At 36.6% G+C, this 17,137-nt stretch carries 16 protein-coding genes; 13 read left to right on the forward strand and 3 right to left on the reverse strand.

Features of this window, described 5'->3' with window-relative positions; genetic code table 11:
- Positions 1–544: 544 nt before the first annotated feature.
- The 4 genes from FVQ77_10795 to FVQ77_10810 all read left to right on the forward strand — a co-directional run bounded on the left by FVQ77_10795 (position 545) and on the right by FVQ77_10810 (position 3,347).
- Positions 545–1,210, forward strand: coding sequence for an ABC transporter permease (locus FVQ77_10795; GenBank protein MBW8050800.1), 666 nt, complete (start codon positions 545–547; stop codon positions 1,208–1,210).
- A 96-nt stretch (positions 1,211–1,306) separates the two neighbouring features.
- Complete coding sequence (locus tag FVQ77_10800; protein ID MBW8050801.1) at positions 1,307–1,528, forward strand: DUF2283 domain-containing protein; 222 nt, start codon at positions 1,307–1,309, stop codon at positions 1,526–1,528.
- Between the two features lie 11 nt (positions 1,529–1,539).
- The gene (locus FVQ77_10805) at positions 1,540–2,211 is read left to right on the forward strand and encodes an ABC transporter permease (GenBank protein ID MBW8050802.1); all 672 of its coding nucleotides are present in this window, start codon (positions 1,540–1,542) and stop codon (positions 2,209–2,211) included.
- Positions 2,212–2,219: 8 nt separating this feature from the next.
- A complete protein-coding gene (locus FVQ77_10810; GenBank protein MBW8050803.1) occupies positions 2,220–3,347 on the forward strand; it encodes a DASS family sodium-coupled anion symporter in 1,128 nt (375 codons plus the stop codon).
- Here the strand turns inward: FVQ77_10810 and FVQ77_10815 are convergent.
- Complete coding sequence (locus FVQ77_10815) at positions 3,320–3,505, reverse strand: hypothetical protein (GenBank protein ID MBW8050804.1); 186 nt, start codon at positions 3,503–3,505, stop codon at positions 3,320–3,322. The genes FVQ77_10810 and FVQ77_10815 overlap by 28 nt on opposite strands.
- A gap of 316 nt (positions 3,506–3,821) precedes the next feature.
- On the opposite strand from FVQ77_10815, the gene FVQ77_10820 reads away from it, so the two are divergent.
- From FVQ77_10820 to FVQ77_10840, 5 genes are all read left to right on the forward strand, one after another.
- The gene (locus FVQ77_10820; GenBank protein MBW8050805.1) at positions 3,822–4,316 is read left to right on the forward strand and encodes a hypothetical protein; all 495 of its coding nucleotides are present in this window, start codon (positions 3,822–3,824) and stop codon (positions 4,314–4,316) included.
- A 286-nt stretch (positions 4,317–4,602) separates the two neighbouring features.
- The gene (locus FVQ77_10825) at positions 4,603–4,911 is read left to right on the forward strand and encodes a hypothetical protein (protein MBW8050806.1); all 309 of its coding nucleotides are present in this window, start codon (positions 4,603–4,605) and stop codon (positions 4,909–4,911) included.
- Between the two features lie 408 nt (positions 4,912–5,319).
- Positions 5,320–5,736 carry a cytochrome c maturation protein CcmE gene (locus FVQ77_10830; GenBank protein ID MBW8050807.1) on the forward strand — a complete coding sequence of 139 codons (417 nt, stop codon included), beginning with the start codon at positions 5,320–5,322 and terminating at the stop codon, positions 5,734–5,736.
- Between the two features lie 29 nt (positions 5,737–5,765).
- Entirely contained in the window at positions 5,766–5,975 is a 210-nt protein-coding gene (locus FVQ77_10835; protein MBW8050808.1) for a type II toxin-antitoxin system HicB family antitoxin, read from the forward strand.
- A 74-nt stretch (positions 5,976–6,049) separates the two neighbouring features.
- Complete coding sequence (locus tag FVQ77_10840) at positions 6,050–8,713, forward strand: cytochrome C biogenesis protein (GenBank protein MBW8050809.1); 2,664 nt, start codon at positions 6,050–6,052, stop codon at positions 8,711–8,713.
- A 269-nt stretch (positions 8,714–8,982) separates the two neighbouring features.
- Here FVQ77_10840 and FVQ77_10845 read toward each other — a convergent pair whose 3' ends face one another.
- A complete protein-coding gene (locus FVQ77_10845) occupies positions 8,983–9,159 on the reverse strand; it encodes a type II toxin-antitoxin system HicB family antitoxin (protein ID MBW8050810.1) in 177 nt (58 codons plus the stop codon).
- A 57-nt stretch (positions 9,160–9,216) separates the two neighbouring features.
- On the opposite strand from FVQ77_10845, the gene FVQ77_10850 reads away from it, so the two are divergent.
- The 4 genes from FVQ77_10850 (at position 9,217) to FVQ77_10865 (ending at position 14,965) form a co-directional block, all read left to right on the forward strand.
- The gene (locus tag FVQ77_10850; GenBank protein ID MBW8050811.1) at positions 9,217–10,983 is read left to right on the forward strand and encodes a two pore domain potassium channel family protein; all 1,767 of its coding nucleotides are present in this window, start codon (positions 9,217–9,219) and stop codon (positions 10,981–10,983) included.
- Positions 10,984–11,240: 257 nt separating this feature from the next.
- Positions 11,241–12,017 (forward strand): DUF2520 domain-containing protein, encoded by a 777-nt coding sequence (locus FVQ77_10855; protein ID MBW8050812.1) that lies wholly within the window; start codon positions 11,241–11,243, stop codon positions 12,015–12,017.
- A 292-nt stretch (positions 12,018–12,309) separates the two neighbouring features.
- Positions 12,310–13,182, forward strand: a complete 873-nt coding sequence (locus FVQ77_10860; GenBank protein ID MBW8050813.1) for a nitrilase family protein — start codon at positions 12,310–12,312, stop codon at positions 13,180–13,182.
- 262 nt (positions 13,183–13,444) lie between these two features.
- Positions 13,445–14,965, forward strand: a complete 1,521-nt coding sequence (locus FVQ77_10865; protein MBW8050814.1) for a UDP-N-acetylmuramoyl-tripeptide--D-alanyl-D-alanine ligase — start codon at positions 13,445–13,447, stop codon at positions 14,963–14,965.
- Between the two features lie 150 nt (positions 14,966–15,115).
- Here the strand turns inward: FVQ77_10865 and FVQ77_10870 are convergent.
- A partial coding sequence (locus FVQ77_10870) for a hypothetical protein (GenBank protein ID MBW8050815.1) occupies positions 15,116–17,137 on the reverse strand: 2,022 nt, incomplete at its 5' end.

The following is a 17,137-nucleotide window of genomic DNA, read 5'->3' on the forward strand; positions in this document are numbered from 1 at the left end:
TGTTTCATTCTGCTCAGGCAGCTCTTTTTACAAAAAATATAGACCCTACTCACTTTCAACATAAAACTATAGTTTCAAAGTTTGGGGAACTTTTTGCTAAAACCGGTATTTTTCCAAAAGAAATGGGAAGATATTTAAGTAAAACTAAAGATAAAAGACTAAAAGCAGATTATGATTCTGCCGGTGGATATATTTCCAGCGAAGAAGCAGCCAAATATTTAGAAAATGGCAAAAAATTTAATCAAAGCATAGAAAATTATATCCAAAAAGAAATGAAAAAAGAAAAAAAATGACTATCCTTAAAGATAATAGGATCATCTTCAATATTAAAGGAATATGAAACAATATAATTGGTTATTGGTTTTTAGTTATCCCGCCTGCGATAGGCCTTCGGCGGGCAGGTAGTTTTAGTTTTTTTAGTTATTAGTTTTAGTTTATTGGTTTGTCCATCTTATGGTATAAAGCCCGGAACTGCAAACTAAAAGACTATAACCAGAAACTATCAAACCATAACCAATAACTAAAAACTAAAAACCAGATAGATATGTCTCTCTTAAAGGAAATCACCGTTCTGATAAAAAAAGAGCTTTTACTTGAATGGCGTCAAAAATATGCCATCAATGGCATACTCCTGTATGTGATCAGCACAGTACTGATTTGTTATTTAAGCTTTAACATAAGGCAGCACCAGCTAAATCCTGCCACCTGGAATGCTCTGTTCTGGATCATCTTATTGTTTACATCTATAAGCGCTGTTGCTAAAAGCTTTATGCTGGAACGTCCTGAACGGTTTATCTACTATTATACGCTGGTGAGTCCCCAGGCAATCATTTTCTCTAAAATAATCTACAATTCCTTTCTTATGCTGTTTATATCGCTGGTGTGCTTTGGGTTTTATACTATGGTGCTGGGTAATCCTGTTGTAAACAAAAGCCTGTTTTTAATAACCATATTGTTAGGAGCGATTGGGTTTTCTTCTACACTCACCATGGTTTCCAGCATAGCATCAAAAGCCAATAACAGCAGCACCCTGATGGCAATACTGAGCTTTCCCATAATTATCCCAATGTTACTCTTACTTTTAAAAATTTCTAATAATGCCATAGATGGATTAAGCGTAAGTCCTGACTGGATATACACCTTGATAGCGATAATTTTTATTGTTTGTTCGGTTTCTTTTTTGCTTTTTCCGTATATTTGGCGAGATTAAATAAACATTATATTTGTGTTGTTGTGAAACATTTAAATGGAGACGGATTTATTATTACTACCTATATAACTAACAAAATTAAAATTGGAAAAAAATATGAGACCGATAAAAATATATTATGACAAAATAGGGAACACTTTAAATGTGTGGTTCGATGATCCTAAAAAAGAAGTTATTTCTGAAGAAACTGCCGAAGAAATAATTTTGGTAAAAGACAAAAATAGTAAGGTCATTGGATTTGAAGTACTCAACTATTTATCTCCTGCAAAGAGCAATAAATTAAAGAAACTGTTAGTAGAAACAGAAATTACTACATAAGGATACAATTGATGGATCGATTTAAAAATTATTGGTGGAAAATATTAACGATTTTACTCTTGCTTTATACGATAATTGCTGGCTTTCTGACAGAAGTACCGCGCTTGGCCATTCTCCACGAAAGTATCCGCAATCTTTATTTCCACGTACCTATGTGGTTTGGCATGATCATATTACTTTCTATTTCTATGATTTATTCCGTCAAATATTTGAGAAACCCATCAACAAAAAATGATGATATCGCCTTTGAAGCAGCTAATGCAGGGATTCTTTTTGGAATTATGGGGCTGATTACAGGGATGGTATGGGCTCAGTTTACCTGGGGCGCTTTCTGGAGTGGGGATCCAAAACAAAACACATCAGCCATTGCCCTTCTTATTTATTTCGCTTATTTGGTGCTGAGAAGATCCTTGGACGAACAGCAGCAAAGAGCAAAGATCAGCGCGGTTTATAACATTTTTGCTTTTGCTGCGCTCATCCCTTTATTATTCATTCTTCCCCGACTTACAGACTCACTCCATCCCGGCAGTGGCGGTAATCCGGGTTTTGATATTTATGACCTTGATGGGAATATGCGTATGGTATTTTATCCTGCAATAATCGGGTGGACTTTACTGGGGCTATGGTTTATCAATTTAAAGGTAAGGATCAGGAATATTAGCAATAGAATGGTTGGGATTTGATAAAAGAAATGCCTAAAATTTTATTCCGAGTGCAGGGAATGGTGGCAGTGTTGGAACGAACGAGGAATCCCCTTCTTTTTATTCAGTGCTTTTATATTAGGAGATTCCTCGCTATTGCTCGGAATGAAATTTTAGGCATTTATATTATGGATTTAACACTGAGAAAAAGCTGGCTGCGCCTTAGCCTTTGTATTCTCCTGGCTCTTATACTTTGGCATTTACCTATCCCGCAGGGCATTACACCTAAAGCCTGGCATTACCTATCTATTTTTATCACCGTCATTATCAGTTTTATCCTGGCCCCTTTTCCCATGGGAGCAATGGTCTTAGTAGGGTTAGTAACGCTTACAGTTACCCAAACGATGACATTTGAGGATGCGCTGGCTGGTTATGGTAATAAAACGGTATGGTTGGTAGTAGCAGCATTTTTAATCGCAGGTGCCGTACGACAAACAGGCCTGGGGAGAAGGCTTGCCCTGATGCTTGTAACTCTTCTGGGAAAGTCAACACTTGGCCTTGGCTATTCGCTGTGTGGCGCTGAGCTTATACTTGGTCCGGTGGTGCCATCAAACACAGCACGTGGTGGCGGAATTCTTGCACCGATCATGCGCTCGCTCGCAGAAGCGCTGGGCTCACATCCGGACAAAGAGCCAAGACGAGCCGGTGATTATCTCGCCCTGGTAGGCGCTCACGCCAACCTCATAACATCCGCTATGTTCCTAACCGGAATGGCTGCCAATCCCCTGGTAGCACAGGCAGCTAAAGACGTGTTCAATGTTGATTTTAGCTGGGTAACGTGGGCGTTGGGAGTGCTGATCCCCGGGCTGGTAGGCCTTGGGCTCCTGCCGGTTTTTCTTTACATGCTTGCAAAACCAACATTGGTCAATGCACAGGCAGCACAACAAAAAGCAAGGGAAGAACTCAAGACCATGGGCCCCTGGACAACCGGAGAAAAAGTGATGGCAATAACCTTTGTGCTGCTTCTTGGGTTGTGGTCAACCTCAGGATGGCATGGAATGAAAGCAACACTTGTTGCATGGATAGGACTGTGTGTACTGCTATTGAGTGGCACTCAGAAATGGACTGATAGTAAGTTACATTCAATTACTCATTTCCCTTTATTTTTAATCAGGTAGTACAATTGGAAGATTGTATACACTATTTTTGTAGCTCCATAAATAATTCCAATAACTAAAAGTGCAAATTCTAATAGTGGATTAAATTCCAGATATTTTACAAATGCCACGATAAATAATATTAATCCTAAATCTAACAATGTATCTGTTGTATTCATAATAAATTTAGTTAAATTTGAAAATTGATTATTTAAAAATTTACAAAGATATTTCGTTACAAAATTGATAAAAAACTTTTCATAAAAAAATATTTCCACAAGTTTTGTCTATATATTTGAGTCCACTCTAAAAAGTCTTTTTTGCCACAAAAACACAAAAACACTAAATCCCACTAAAAATTAACTAATTGATTTTCAGGGTTTTGTGGGATTTAGTGCTTTGGTGTTTTAGTGGCATTTTTATTTTTTGGACTTTTTAGAGTGGACTCAAAAAACATTTTGAAATTCTCCAGCTTCTAATAGATCATTAATCTAAATGTTTAATCTCTTTACGCCATGCGCTACGCTCTATGCTCTATGCGCCTTAATATTTCTAATTAATTTTAACAAAGCAAATAGCCAAAGCCCATGCGAGCCCGGTGAAGGTTGTCAATTTTATTTATGTGAAGAGACCAAACGAAACTGCGGGAAGAAAGGCTACTTAATTAATTACGGCTATAAATATTGTAACCTTTTCAATGCTAAATACTACAACAGGTTCTCTCAAAGCGGGCAGGAGTGGGTGAGTAGAACTACCTGGTGTTTGCAAGACCAGTTCAATACATTTCCTGATTCACTTTCCTGTTCAGCATTTAAAAAAAAAGCAAGGAAAGATCATTTGGATTGCGTTCTTGAATCGGGCTACTGCAAACTGCCCAAAAAAGACAGAAGGCTTATTTTTAGAATCGTTGCCCGGAATCCCCGAAATTGGATCATAGGGCTCTCATATCTGAAAAGGATAAGGAAGTATTGCAAAACGATTGTTGAATGAAAAATGTGAGGTCAGAACTCTGACAAATTCTGTTAATCGCAATCCTTTTGGAGATAGCATAAAAATTTATCCCTTTAATTTTGACAAACCGCTTAGCTTATCGAATCGCTTCACGGGGCTTCGGTTTTATATAATACTAAATTAACAGATTGGGCAAAAAAACACCACTTATCCATTGGTAAACGTTATGCCGGTGAATTGGCCCGGAGAAAGAACAGAACTAAATCATATGATAAATTGTAGAATTATATATATTTGCGGATGATAATTTATGAATTAATCTCAAATGCTTATCTTTTATAAATATCTTTTTAAAGTAAAATCCCTGATTAAGAGGGCTTTCTTGTTTTTATTATTAACATTGTCTTTGAACTTAAATGCTCAGGATCCAGTTATTAAAAATACACAGGATTCATCAAATAGAAATACTGTCGAAATGGCTGATGCTTTAAGAAAAAGCGGGAAAATATATATAGTCGTTGTAGTTTTAATAATAATTTTAGGAGGTATGTTTTTATATCTCATCCGTATTGATAGAAAAATTGGGAGAGTGGAAGATGAATTACGAAATACGAATGATACGAATAGGGTATAATGCTAATATACTAAGCTCTTAAAAAGCATACTTTGATAACATGTTAACGACTTTTTTTGATGATTTTTTTTGAAATTTAAGTGATTTTAGTTCTTAGTTTATTGGTTTGTTTGTTATGGTTGGGTGGTTATTAGTTTTGGTTTTATGGTTTTTTAGTTTTTGATTTTGCAAACAATAATATCCTGGTTCAAAACCTGATTAGTGGTGGGTTGCAATTATAAAAAACTAACTAACCAAAACCAGTAACCAACTAACTAAAACTATTAACTAATAAACCAATAACTAAATTTTTTCCAAGACTTCGCACGTAATGTTAGTAAGTTCATAGTAGATTTCCCCGAAGGGCTTTTTTTATCCCGACAAGTCGGGAGAAAAAATTTAGTATATTAGCATTTTATTATTAGTATAATGAAAAGATCACATATAATAGCATTATTTGTCATTGCAGCAGGAATCGGGGTGATTATCTCTACTGCAGGGGATAGTAGCACTTATGTGACATTCAAACAAGCTATTGACATGGGGGCAAATGGCAGTAACGCAAAAGTGCATGTGGTCGGGCAACTTAAAAAAGATGCGAATGACCAAATCGAAGGAATGGAATACAAGCCAAAAGACGACCCGAATTTCTTCTCATTTATTATGATAGATGAAAACAGCCAGGCGCAAAAAGTAGTTTATTATCATCCCAAGCCCGCAGATTTTGAACGCTCCGAAAAAATTGTAGTGGTTGGTAGTTTCAAGGATGAAACCTTCATTGCTGATAAGATTTTGATGAAATGCCCGTCAAAGTATGTAGAAAAAGAAATTACCGTTAACTCATGATTATATTAATAACTTAACAACTAAAAAGAATGGCTAAAAAGGTCACAGTAATTATAGAACAAGGGGAAGATGGATGGTATGTAGCTACCGTACCTGACATTCCAGGTTGTTATACTCAAGGAAAAACAATCGCACAAGTTTTAGATCGAATTAAAGAGGCAATTGAGGTTTGTCTTGAAGCTGATAAAGATGAAATAGAACCTCTGGAATTTGTAGGTGTACAACAAATAAAGATATGACAAAACTTGTTCCTGTTAAAAGTATAATATTATTTTGTAATATCTACATTTATTCATAAAACTTTCCTCTCATTATGCTCCACACCTTCATCGGCAACCTTGGCCACCTTTTTATCATCATCTCCTTTGTAGCATCCCTGGTAGCCACCTATTCATATTTTATTATCAACTCATCCTCCTCTCCCTGGGGTGGGTTAGGGGTGAGGTGGAAAATATTTGCAAGAAGCGCCTTTTTAATACACACCTTCTCTATTATTGGCGTAATTGTTTGCCTTTTTGTGATTGTCTATAAACAGTATTACGAATATCACTACGCCTGGAGTCATTCTTCAAATAATCTCCCCGCACAATATATGATTGCATGCTTCTGGGAAGGACAGGAAGGCAGTTTCTTACTATGGATATTCTGGCAGTCATTATTAGGATTAATATTGATCAAAACCCTTAAAAAAAGAAATGGTGTTCATGAAGGAACCCTCAAAGACAATAGCTGGGAAGCGCCTGTAATGGCCATCTTTTCGTTGGTGCAGGCATTTATTTGCTCTATGATCCTTGGTGTGGTAATTTTCAATATTAAAATAGGCAGCTCGCCTTTTATATTGTTAAGAGATTTTATGACAGAGGCGCCTATCTTTATGACAAACCCTGATTTTATCCCTGAAGATGGTACTGGCCTGAACCCATTGCTACAAAACTACTGGATGGTCATTCATCCCCCCACTCTTTTTTTGGGATTTGCGGCTGTATTAGTCCCGGCTGCATTTGCCTATGCCGGGCTGTGGCAAAAGCGGTATACAGAATGGATAAGGCCTGCATTGCCCTGGGCGCTGTTTGCCACTGTGATCCTGGGTATAGGGATCCTGATGGGAGGATATTGGGCTTACGAGACACTTAATTTTGGAGGCTACTGGAACTGGGACCCCGTTGAAAATGCTGTTTTTGTACCATGGATTGTTTTAATTGCAAGTATGCATTCAATGGTAGTTGCACGTAAAAAAGGAACATCCATGAAATTATCATTCATATTGGTGATCACAACATTTCTTTTGATATTATATTCCACTTTCCTTACAAGAAGCGGGATACTGGGTAATTCTTCGGTTCATTCATTCACTGATTTGGGACTTTCCGGACAGCTTTTAATAGTTCTGGTGGCATTTGTCTTAATTTCAATATTTTTCATGGTAAGATCATGGAAAAAGATTCCCTCTTCACCGGGTGAGGTTTCAACTTATTCAAGGGAGTTCTGGGTTTTTATTGGCATTACAGTGCTGTGCCTTTGCGCGTTCCAGATCATCATTACCACTTCTATTCCTGTTTACAATGCAATACTTGAAAATATTGGAATTGAATCGAATGTAGCGCCACCTGCCGACCAAATAGCTCATTATAGCAAAATACAGGTTTGGTTTGCACTCTTTATTGCCATATTATCTGGTATTGGCCAATATTTCTGGTGGCACAAAACTCCAATTCTGAAACCCGAAACTCGAAATCTGAAACCCGAAACCAGAAATTTGAAAGGCAAAATCCAAAATCCAAGGTCTAAAATTCTTAACGCCATATCTATTCCTTTTATATTGACGATGATTATATCAAGTGTTATAATCTTATTAGCCCAGATAAGAAACATTAGTTATATCCTGCTGCTTACATGTGCAATGTTCACGATTATTGCAAACCTGAATATTTTTATAAATGTGGTAAAAAATAATTACAAGTTAGCTGGCGGCTCAGTAGCACACGTTGGCATAGGATTAATGCTCATTGGTATACTTTTCTCATCGGGTTTTTCAAAAGTAGTTTCTCTCAATACAACCGGGATGTTATATTCTAAAGAATTTCCGGATGAAATGAACCGGGAAAATATTTTGCTATGGCCAAATGAGCCGCAGACCATGAATGAATACAGGGTAACGTACAAGGGCAGGTATATTGAAGCGTTAGGTTTCCCCGGTTACATTAAAAAAGAAATGCTGATCCAAACCCAAAATGCGCACAAGGTAGTTGCGAGAGAAGATATTCTTTACAAAGAAAAAGTTTTTTATAAAAAAGGCGATACTTTGAATATTTATCCTGAGAATACTTACTATGAAGTTGAATATCAGCCTACAGGGCAAGGTAAAAATAAAACAAGCAACACCTTCACCCTGTTTCCAAGAGCCCAGGTTAACCCCGATATGGGCCTTATTGCCTCCCCGGATATAAAAACATTTTTAACCAAAGATCTATATACGCATGTTTCATCCATACCTGATCCGAATGAAGAAAAACAGTGGGGTGAGACCAAAGAGTATGTAATGAGCATTGGAGATACCATAATCGTAAACGATTTTTTTGCAATTCTTGATGGTATTGAAAGACTATATGCAGTGCATGGAATCCGGCTTAGTCCTGCTGACGCAGCAGTAAAAGCAAAAATACGTATTTTGGGAAAGGCTAAAAACCATTATTCCGCTCCTGTTTATGTAATACATGATAAGATGGTAGGCCGGATCCCCGATGTTAATGAAGAACTTGGCTTAAAGTTCACCCTCCTGCATATTGACCCCGAAAGACAAAAATTTACAATTAGCGTTAATACATCCCAAAGAGATTACATCATCTTAAAAGCAGTAGAAAAGCCATTTATAAACCTGCTCTGGATCGGTACCTTTTTGATGATTATAGGATTTTGTATTGCTATTGTGAGGAGATATGGGGAGTTTGCGAAAGTAAGGGAAAAGGGGGTGGAATAATTAAGCTATTTAAGTAAAAAGTAAAAAGTAAAAAGTAAAAAAAAAGTAAAAAACTATGAAAAAAGATTTGTGTGAAAGACTGTTTAAGTTTGCAGTTGATGTAATTAGATTTTTAATGAGAGAATCAAATTATTGGTTAAGAATATTTAAAGAGCAACTAAATAGGCGATATACAAAAGTGCCATTACCTGGTAGATGAGTCAGAGCAGTTAAAAAAAATACTTGGTTCAATCGCAAGCAAATGAAATAAAAACTTTACTTTTTACTTTTTACTTTTTACTTTCTACTTTTTGATCCTCAGCCCAAAGCCATGCTGTTATTGCCTCTTTAATATTATCAATAGCTTCCTTTTCATCTTTACCTTGTGAAACACAACCGGGAAGAGCAGGGCATTCAACGACTATCCAGCCATCTTCTGCTTTTTGTATGTTAATATGGAAAATCATATCATGTATTTAATTACAAAATTAATAAATATTTTCATTTAGTTGCAAACAATTATTATGTTTTTTAAAATTACAAATATGAAAACAAAATCTCTTGTGCTCATATCATTACTCATTTGTGTTTTCAATGTTTATACTGCAGGTGCTCAAAAAACACCCAAGCGCACCCTCTCCTTCCAGCAATGGATTGATGAAATGGTAAACTGTAAAGATTCGGTGTATGTGTTGGATGGTGCAGATATTATTTTTGACGAAACAAAGGATAATGAATTTGGCAAAAGAGCTCAAAATGACCAGGCAGAAGATATCATCATTCATGCTGATATAGTTATCAAAAATTGTAATTTCAAAACTGCTCAACTTACCGATGAATATATTAGATTAAATCATTTTACTTTTCGGAGAAATGTAATGTTTTGGGATAATAAAGCTGAATCTCCTATCAATTTTAATAATTGTACATTCAATGCAAGATTGGATTTCCTCTGGAATGATTTTTCATATTTATTTATTTATGATACATATTTAAAAGGTTCTTTCATTGAAGGTCATAATAATTTTGCAACTATTGAGTTTAATAATGTGGTTTTTGAAGCAAACCATGATAGCAAGACTTGTTATTTTGTGTTATCTTCAAAATCACTCAAAAGAGTTGAAATTTATAATTCTAAATTTCAATTATCAGATTCTCTAAAAGAATTGCCCATTGAACCAAGCATGATACCTGGTATATGGTTTAATGTAATGACTGATAATTTAACTTTTAACAATAATACATTTGACTTACCGGTTTCGTTTGGTGGATTGACAGCCCATGTAGATTTAGCTGTGAAAAATTGCAGCTTTAATAATTTTATAGATGTAGAAGCCATTAATTTCCCTGAACGCAATATCAATTTTGACTGGAAAATGCTCTCCGGAAGATTATCTATCTTAAATCAGAATGATGAAGGTATGTTAGACATTTACCAAGGTAAAACAGATGCTGAAATAGCAGACTTTTATCACCTGAAGGAGCTGATAGCGGCTTATAATAAGTTTTTTAAGATCTACCGTGAAAGAGGTGATATAGAATCGGCAAATGCTTGTTTTATTGAGATGAAGGATTTGGATACCCGCAGGCTCAAATACAATTATGAACAATCACCCACATTTGAATCTTACCTTTCCTATAAAGTAAATGTTTTCCTTAAATTCTTCTGTGATTATGGCACCAATCCACCAAAATCACTGATCATTTCATTTTATGTGATCTTAATATTTTCGGTTTTTTACTTTTTCTTCCAAAGCGAATGGGATAATATCAGCCGTAGTTTTTTGATGAGAAAGTCAAACAAATTATTACAATATTTCCGGTCAGAGCAGAAGCTTGAAGATTTTTATTCCGAGCAACATAAAGCAGAATTACAATCCTGGTTAGCGTTTAGAGACAATATTATACAAAGCAAAAAAGAAGTTCCTTTATTTATTACTTTGCTTTTAAAACCATTATACCGCATCTCTGTCCTTCATCATAAAGTTACAAGCTGGCTTTACCACAGAACCGATATCTTAAGCGGCCGCTGGATAGACCTGAAACCTGCACGTAAATGGTTTGTTGCAACCACTGTGAGCATTTCCATCATCTTTTATTTGGTTTACCTGGTTGCGTTGCGGAGCTTTAATGCGTTCTTTCTCAGCATCAATACCTTCTCTACCCTTGGTTTCGGTGACATTCCCGTAAAAGGCATTTCACGCTATATGGCAATTTTGGAAGGGTTTTTAGGTTGGTTCTTGTTGAGTATATTCAGTGTAAGTTTGATCAGTCAGATATTACAGAATTAGTCATTAGTTAATTTCGCAGAGTATTTCAAAGGTTTTTATAAATAAAATTTGTAATTTATATCTATGTCATTTAAATTTGCATAGAAAAAAAAATGGATCAAATTATTTAAAAACATAGAGAGCCTGCAAAAATGAATATCTCCGATTTTACTGATTCACTTTTAAAGGAAATCATTAAAAAGTTATAGTCCCTTAAAAATCTATCCCTGGTACCTTGGACAAGTTTTTTCCTATCTTGAAGTTTTTGTAAATATAAATTGAGTAAAAACTACAAAATATCGATCATCGGAGCCGGCAATCTTGCCTGGCATCTTGCACAGGAGCTTGAAAAAGCAGACCACCTGATCATAGAAGTATTTAGCCGAAAATTGAAAAATGCCCGGACTTTGACTTCCAGGCTATACGATGCGGAGCCAACCGACAAACTAAATTTTTCTTCAAGCAATACAGAGGTTTTTATCATAGCTGTTACTGATGATGCATTACCGGAAGTTGTATCAAAGATCGTTCTACCCAAAAATGCTGTGGTCGCCCATACTTCAGGAAGTTTTTCCTTAGATAGTCTTAATCTCAAATCTCATATGGGAGTATTCTATCCCTTACAAACATTTACCAAACATACAGAAGTTAATTTCAAAGAAATACCAATATGCATAGAAGCACTTGATGAAACAACAGAAAATGTACTCTCTGAAATTGCAAAAAGCATCAGTAAAAAGGTACTTTTTCTGAATTCCGAAAAAAGAAAGGTTTTGCATCTTGCAGCAGTATTTGCGTGTAATTTTACAAATCATCTATTGAGCAATGCCAAAACTATTTTAGACCGGGAGGGATTGGAATTTTCTCTTTTAGAACCATTAATTATTGAAACCATTGAAAAAGCATTGGAATTTGATCCTGATAAAGTACAAACAGGACCCGCTGCGAGGAGAGATAAACAATTAATAAATGATCAATTTAAATATCTTAAAAAGTACCCGGAGCTACAGAAGATCTATAAATCTCTGACTGAGAGTATACTTAAAAACGTTTGACGGTTACGGTTACGATGCCTGTTTCGTTAAGTGTCTTTGGGTTAGGTAACCCTTAAACGAAAAACGATATGGGCCTAGTGTAGCAACAATTTAATTACGCAATATTGTAATCATAAAATATATTATTTCTATGAGATTAGTAACTCTTTCAGCTAATCACAAACCATTTAACCATATAGCCATATAACCATTTGTTGATTAATAACGAAAGAATCTATTTATTACTAATTAATGTTGCAAAACTAAATTGTTGCTACACTAGTAACCCTTAAACGCTGAACGAAAACATATTATGAAAGTAAAAGAAAATACTACTAATAAGATCAAAGTAACACTGATCCAGTCTGCTTTGCATTGGGAAGATATTGACGCCAACCTTGCCATGTTTGAAGAAAAGATATGGCAAATAGGTCAAAAAACAGACCTGATAGTGCTGCCCGAAATGTTTACTACTGGCTTTACGATGAATACTGCCAGGCTTGCAGAACCAATGAATAGCAAATCTTTTAGGTGGATGAAGCAGCAAGCTGCACAGACTAAAGCTGTTATTGTTGGAAGCATCATTATCAAAGAAGGGCAAAGTTGTTTCAACAGGCTTGTATGGATGAACCCGGATGGCACTTATTCAACATACGATAAAAGGCATTTGTTTAGGATGGCTGATGAGCATAATTATTATGCAGCGGGAAATGAAAAAATTATCATGGAAATAAACGGTTGGAAGATTTGTCCCCTGGTATGTTATGACCTCCGTTTCCCGGTGTGGAGCAGGAATAAAAATGAATCGGTGAATCGGGGAAGTGGAGAAACGGTGAAAATCCCAAATTCCAAATCCCAAACCCGCAATCCAGTTCCGGCTTATGATTGTCTTATCTATATCGCCAACTGGCCGGAACCGAGACAAACTGCCTGGGACGTGCTTTTACGTGCAAGGGCAGTAGAAAATCTGTGCTATGTAATTGGCGTAAACCGGGTAAAACAGGATGGCAACGGTATTAATTATGCAGGTGGTAGCGCTGTAATAGATCATAAGGGTGAACGGCTATTTTATAAATTGAAAAGTGAAATTGTTAAAACAATCACTTTAGATAAAAAAGAATTAATGTCTTATCGTGAAAAATTTCCGGCTCATCTGGATGGGGATGAGTTTGAAATAAAGGAATAGATATGAGACATGAGATGAAATACGCTTATATTGGGTTTAAATAATATTATACCTAAAAATCTAAATTAAAAAGAAAGAAAAGTGATGTAAATGTTATGATACTTCCTTAATTTAGTTGTCGTAAAAGTAAAAAATTAATAATAATAGGGTCAACCAGCACCCAGTAACCAGCATCCAGTAACTGATAATTTGATGCATGATGTTAATAATGATTACAATTTAAGGTGTTTTTTTTAATTTAGATTTTTAGGTTATACATTTAATGAAAATTTCCTTAAACGACATCTACCAAAAATTTATTTGTTGCAATTCTGTCAGCATAGATACCAGAACGCTGCAAAAAAACGCCATGTTCTTTGCACTGAAGGGACCTAATTTTGATGGAAATCAATTTGCTAAAGAAGCAATTGAAAAAGGCGCATTATTTGTAGTGATTGATGAAGAAAAGTACGTTTTGAATACGAAGTATATATTAGTAAAAAATGTATTGAAAACCTTACAAGATCTGGCGCAGTTTCACCGGCAAAACTTAAACATCCCGTTATTAGCCATCACCGGTACAAATGGTAAAACCACTACAAAAGAGCTTATCCATGTCGTGCTAAGCAAAAAATACAAGACCTACGCCACTAAAGGTAATTTAAATAATCACATAGGTGTGCCATTGACATTATTGTCAATCAGCCCCCCTACCAGCCCCCCTCTAACTCCAAGCCAACTTGAATCGGAGAAACGGGAAATCGGAGAAACGGAGAGAGGGAAAACGAAGCGATTCACCGATTCACCCATTCACCCATTCACCGATTCGGGGGGATTTAGGGGGGCTGTAATTATTGAAATGGGAGCTAATCATATCGGAGAGATTGCCAGGCTTTGTGAAATTGCTATGCCGGACTTTGGGCTGATCACCAATATAGGTAAAGCGCATCTTGAAGGTTTCGGGAGCTTTGAAGGCGTTGCCAAGGCAAAAAGTGAGTTATACTATTATCTGTTGCAGCATGATGGTAAAGTGTTTGTTAATTCTAAAAATGAACATTTGAACAGGATGGCTGCCCGTTTTAGCAATCCAATCAGATATGGTAGTAAGGGCGATTTTTATCATTGTGAACTTGTTGAAAACAGAACCCTGCCAGCTGGCGGGGCAAGGAGCATAGCCCCCGTGCTACTAAATTTAGTAACTCAAAATGGTGACATTGTTAAAACCAATCTTGCCGGTGCCTACAACCTGGAAAACATTGAAGCTGCGTTATGCATTGGAAAATATTTTAAGGTTAATGAAAAAGATGCCAACAAAGCAATTGCTGAATATACACCCCAAAGTAACCGTTCAGAAATAATAAAAAGAGGTACGAACACCATTATTTCTGACGCTTATAATGCCAATCCGCAATCAATGGAAGTTAGTATTAAAGATTTTGCGGAATTAAAGTTGCGGCAAGTGGAAACCCCGAGGAATTCGGGGCAGGCACCTGACACCACCAGAAATAAAGTACTTATTCTTGGAGATATGTTTGAACTAGGAGATCATTCCATGGAAGAACATAAGGCATTGGGGGATTTTATTGCCGCACTTATACAAAAAGGCGCTTGTTTTCAAATATTACTTTGCGGGAAAGCAATGAAATATACAAAATCACAATTAACAGGGGGGGAGGTTGCAATTTATTTTGAGGATAAAGAGGCTTTAACAGGTTGGTTAAAAAAAAACAAATTCAGGGATGCTTACATCTTAATAAAAGGTTCAAGAAGTATGGAGCTTGAAACAGTGGTGGCTTACATCTAGTGTTTAGTTGCGTAAGTTTTCTATAGATTATTTATACAATTAAGCAATAGTGTAGGCGCGAACGAGGAATCTCCTCAATAATACTGTCATTCCGAGTGAAGGGGAGGGTAAAGCGGAAGGGGTGAACGAGGAATCCCCTCAATAATACTGTCATCTAATCAGTGTTACGTCCCCTTTCCTCGTATCATTTGTCCCATCCACAAACTCCACCTTTGCGTAATAAACAAACACAGCCATTCCCTGCTCTTTTCGTCTGTGCTTTCCGTTCCATCCAACAAACAGTGCCTCATATACATCATTAGCTTCATAAACTTTTTCTCCCCAGCGATTGTACACAGCTAAATAGATGCTTTTTATACCTTTTCCTATCACTTTAAATTGATCATTTACTTTATCACCATTTGGTGAAAAGGCGCTGGGTATAAAAAGTAATTTTTCAACGGTAATAGTAACAGCCTTACAGGTAGAGTCAAAACCGCAAGAATTAAAAACACTCAGGCACACTTTATAAGTTCCTGTAGTGGCATAGATATGCGTAGGATTCTGTAAGATATCAAACAGGCTGTTTCCAAAATTCCAAAACAAACTTTCAGCATTTAATGATGAATCGAAGAAAATAACTGTCAGGTTTGTATCGGTAAAACTAAAATCAGCAATTGGTGGTATACATCCTGTTACAATAATGGTTACGGAAGCCATATTTTGACAACCATTTGAATCAGTAACAGTTACCCACCAGGTTGTGGTCTGAGGAGGCGTTGCAACAGGATTCTGTTTTGTTGAATCACTTAAACCTGCCCCCGGACTCCACAGATATGAAACTCCACCACCTCCATTCAACTGAACACTCGCACCAGGATTGATAGTAGTATCAGGATATGCATAAACTATGGGCAAAGGGTTTACAGATACTGTTACAAAAGCAGTATCTGCCTCACAACCCGTAGAAGATATTATTACATTATAAGTAGTGGTTGTATCCGGTTTAGCTATCGGGTTAGGGATAAGCGTATCATTTAAACCTTTAGAAGGAATCCAAACATGGGAGGTGCCCGGTGAAGCGTACAATTGCACAGAATCGTACAAGCATATTGTAGTATCAGCCCATGCATTGGCAATCAGATTTGGAAGTACAGTGATGGTTTTGCTGAAAGTATCCGGACAAAGACTGTCTTGAGCAATAAGCGTAACCGTATAAACTCCCGCAGTGTCAAAAGTGATGGATACATTGGCGCTGGTATCATAAAAAACAGCATTTAATTGCCACTCATATTCAGTTGTGTTAATGCTGGTATTTATAAAAAACAGGGTGGTGCTGTCGCATATTAATGTGTCGTTTACTGTAAAGGAAGCAGAGATGTTACACGGGGTTGGTGGAGCGCAAGTATCTTCAAGGAAAAGTATCCAGACAGCGCCCCTGTCTGTGCCGCCATCGTCATCAAGACGTGCACCAATTGCAATATCAGTCCTTCCATCTCCATTCAAATCGCCCAAAGAGGCTGCTGAAATACCAAAATGATCGGAGTTGTCAAGAACGCCTGAAAAATTACCCTGTGTGCTGCTTATCTTTAGGTATGATTTTACTGTACCATTTGTATTTAAGTACAATATCCAAACAGCTCCTCTGTCGGTTCCTCCATCATCATCACCTGTGGTGCCTACTGCAATGTCGTTAATTCCGTCTCCGTTCAAATCACCTAAGGAGGTAACTTCATAACCAAAATAATCAGAGTTATCAAGTATGCCGGAAAAGTTCCCCTGTGTACCGCTGATCTTTTGCTGTGATTTTACGGTCCCATTGCTATTTAAAAACAATATCCATATTGCTCCTCTATCAGTTCCACCATCATCATCACGTGCAGCATTTACCACAATATCCCGGATACCATCTCCGTCCAGATCCCCTAAAGAAGCAACCGATCTACCAAATAAATCTGAATCATCCAGAATTCCGGTAAAATTACCTTGTGTATCACTTATTTTTTGTGATAATTTTACTGTACCATTACTGTTCAAAAACAATATCCATACAGCTCCTCTGTCAAACCCCCCATCATCATCCAATACAGCTCCTACTACCATGTCTGTTATTCCATCTCCATCCAGGTCGCCTATATTATCAACATCACGTCCAAACAGGTCACTGTTATCAAGGATACCTGTAAAATTGCC

The organism is Cytophagales bacterium, from assembly GCA_019456305.1.
In the GTDB taxonomy this organism is placed as follows: Bacteria; Bacteroidota; Bacteroidia; order Cytophagales; family VRUD01; genus VRUD01.